3 protein-coding genes are annotated in these 2995 nt (G+C 60.2%); all 3 read left to right on the forward strand.

The window, feature by feature from the left end; all coding sequences use genetic code 11:
* Positions 1-339: 339 nt before the first annotated feature.
* Complete coding sequence (locus NW853_RS00005) at positions 340-1146, forward strand: DUF4394 domain-containing protein (protein ID WP_414347056.1); 807 nt, start codon at positions 340-342, stop codon at positions 1144-1146.
* A gap of 229 nt (positions 1147-1375) precedes the next feature.
* Positions 1376-1957 carry a sigma-70 family RNA polymerase sigma factor gene (locus NW853_RS00010; RefSeq protein WP_414347057.1) on the forward strand — a complete coding sequence of 194 codons (582 nt, stop codon included), beginning with the start codon at positions 1376-1378 and terminating at the stop codon, positions 1955-1957.
* A complete protein-coding gene (locus NW853_RS00015) occupies positions 1954-2709 on the forward strand; it encodes an anti-sigma factor domain-containing protein (RefSeq protein ID WP_414347058.1) in 756 nt (251 codons plus the stop codon). Before NW853_RS00010 ends, NW853_RS00015 begins: the two co-directional genes overlap by 4 nt.
* Positions 2710-2995 lie beyond the last annotated feature (286 nt).

Consider the following 2995-nt stretch of genomic DNA (forward strand, 5'->3'; position numbering starts at 1 on the left):
CGCCCTGCTGGCGGCGGGGCTGTTGGTCGGATCCCATTTGTTCTGGCGCTTTGCCTTGCGCTTTTACACCAGCGCCTCTAGCTAAAATCTCCGTCCAAACATCTCCATCCTAAGCATCCAAGCAGCGAGGATGGGAGTAATTGCTACAGAAGCGCCCCATGCGCCGCCCCAGAGTTGGATCTTCTCCTCAAGGGAAGGGCAAAAATAGGTTCCCACCCTGGGAATAGGATCCCTCAGGCTCATTTTTTTAGGGGCAAAAGCAATTCTCGCTGCAGCGATCTGTAGCTACCTATTTGGTGGCGCAGAGGGATAGTTTTCTTGTTTTAGGGAGCATTTTCCATGCGCAAGCGCCTGCAATGTGTGGCCGTATCTGTGGCAGCCGGTAGCCTAGCTCTGCTGGGCTGCAGCAACAGCAATCCTTCTCCGATGGCGATGATCCCCTCCCAAGCGGATTTGGTGGCCCTGGGCAGCGGCAATCGCCTCACCTTCATCCGCTCTGCCGATGCCTCTGTGCAGGGATCCCTGACGGTGACGGGGGTGAGCGGCAGTTTGATCGGTATCGATGTCCGTCCTGCCAATCGCCTGCTCTACGGCCTCACCGACGCCAACATCCTCTACACCATCAACTTGCAAACTGGCGCCGCCAGCGTGGCCAGTACCCTGTCGGTTCCCTTTACGGCGGGCACGCTGTCCGGTATGGACTTCAACCCCGTCCCGGATCGCCTGCGCCTGGTGGGAGCCAACGGCCAGAACTTCCGCATCAATGTCGACACGGGCGAAGTGATCCAAGATAGACCTTTGGCCTTTGGCCCGATGGAGCTGCAGGGATCCCGCCCGGCTGTTACCGCTGCCGCCTACACCAACAACGTGGCCGGCGCCCAATCCACACGGCTGCTGAACATCGACGGCGAGCGCAACCTGCTGCTATTTCAGAACCCGCCCAACGACGGGGTGCAAATGCCGATTGGCCCCCTGGGCGTGAACTTCGGCCCGGTGGGCGGGTTTGACATCCGTACGGTCGGCGGGGTGGATACCGGCTTTGCCATCGGCGGCTCCACCCTGTATCGAATTGACCTGAATACAGGTCGCGCCACCTCTGTGGGCACGCTGCCGGGTGGGCCGTTCTTCGGCTTGGCTGCCCTCTAGATCGGCCAGGTTGTTACAGTTCCAATCATCTTTCTTGCCAATTGTTGCTCTTTTGTTTCGGCCCGATTCCAGCTCGGGATTGGGCCTTCTGCACTTCTTCAAGTAGGGTTGATCTCCATCTATGCAGGCGATAGACTATGGGAGCCGCTGTCCTTTCTGGCTTGCCTTAGGCAAAGCCTGCTTTTCCCCGAGTGCTTTCTCGTCGCCGTTTTATTTTTTCCTTCCCCCCATGAAGATCGAGGATGACAAAGCCAAGGGATCCCTGCAGGAGAGAAGCGATGCGGAGGTATTTTCAGCCCTCAAGGCAGGCCAATCCCAAGCTTTGGCCATCCTCTACGACCGGCACGCCGGTTTGGTGTACGGAATTGCCTGCAAGATGCTGGGCAACTCTGCCGAGGCCGAAGATCTGACGCAGGACATTTTTCTGAGTTTGGCCCGTTCTTCCTTCGATCCCAAGCGGGGATCCCTGCGCACTTACCTAGGCATTTTGGCCCGCTCCCGCTGCTTGGATCGGCTGCGCTCCTGGCGCAATCGACAGCGATCCCTGGAACGGGGCAGAGTGGAATTACTGGGCGATGCTGCCGAGGATCCGGCTCTGGAGCAGTTGGCCCGCGCCGAACAGGCAGTGGAGGTGCAAACGGCCTTGGCCGAGCTCTCTGAACATCAACGCCAAATCCTCAAAATGGCCTATTACGAAGGCATGAGCCAGACAGAAATTGCCAAGCAATTGGATCTGCCTTTGGGAACGGTTAAAGCCAGAGCCCGCCGAGGCTTGCTGCGGCTGCGCGAGTTGCTGGGAGGCGCCCCATGAAAGCCGAGTCTGTGTCTCCCGAAGAACTGCAACTGTGGCTGGCCGGCTACGTGCTGGGGGATCTCTCCCCGGAAGAGGCCGACCGCCTGGAAGTGGTGCTCAAGCTGCGCCCGGAGCTACAGCAGGAGCTGCAAGCTCTGCAACAGACCCTGGAGAAGGCCTACGGCGTCGAAGAAAAGCAACCTCCCCCCAGCTTGCGGGCTTCTCTGCTGCAAGCCTACACAGAGCCGGCGCCCAAACCCCTCCCCACTTCCGGCTCGGCCATTCAGGGATCCCCCCGCTGGCAGCGGGGCCTGGCGGCACTGGCAGTGGGGTTAATGGTCGCCCTAGGACTGGGGAACCTGTACCTGTGGCGCAGGCTGCAACTGGCCCAGACTCAAGGGATCCCGGTCGAGGTGTTGACTTATGAATTGCAGCCGACGGCGGAAAACGTGACTGGCTCGGTTACGGTGGAGGTGGATCCGCGAGGCCTGCAAGGGAAGCTAGTGGCCCGTGGTTTGCCACCATTGCCAGAAGGCCGCGTCTATGCGCTCTGGGTGGTGCTGGAACCGGAAGCCCCCTTCACCAAAGATGAGGCGGGGGCGATCCTCACTGCCGCTTTCCGGGTGGATGCGGCGGGAAATCAAGAACAGGAGCTGCGCCTACCGCCAGTGTTTGCATCCACAGAATGGGTGCGGGCGGTGGCCATTACTGAGGAAGACGGCAGCCGGCCCCAAGAGCACCAGGGATCCCCTCTGTGGATTTCCGGCTAGTCGGAGCAGGGGCCAACCAACATAGGTCTGTCCCAGGGCATGGCCGTGCTCACCTGTCCAGGATCCCTCTGAGGGCACTTTCGTCGATGTGGATCGGCAAAAGACAGTGCCGGGCGGCGCACCCCCCCCAGCCACCCTGCCGTTGGGAAAAGTTGTGGGCGCACCGGAAGTGTATCAGCATTAAGATGAGGGTCACTACCCCGGCACAGCAAAAGCCAACTTGGAGGTCACCCTATGGGCGAAGCAAAGCGCCGCAAAACCCGCAACAGCCCCGACCCTGACCAAG

The organism is Synechococcus sp. H55.11 (assembly GCF_047462475.1).
GTDB lineage: Bacteria > Cyanobacteriota > Cyanobacteriia > Thermostichales > Thermostichaceae > Thermostichus.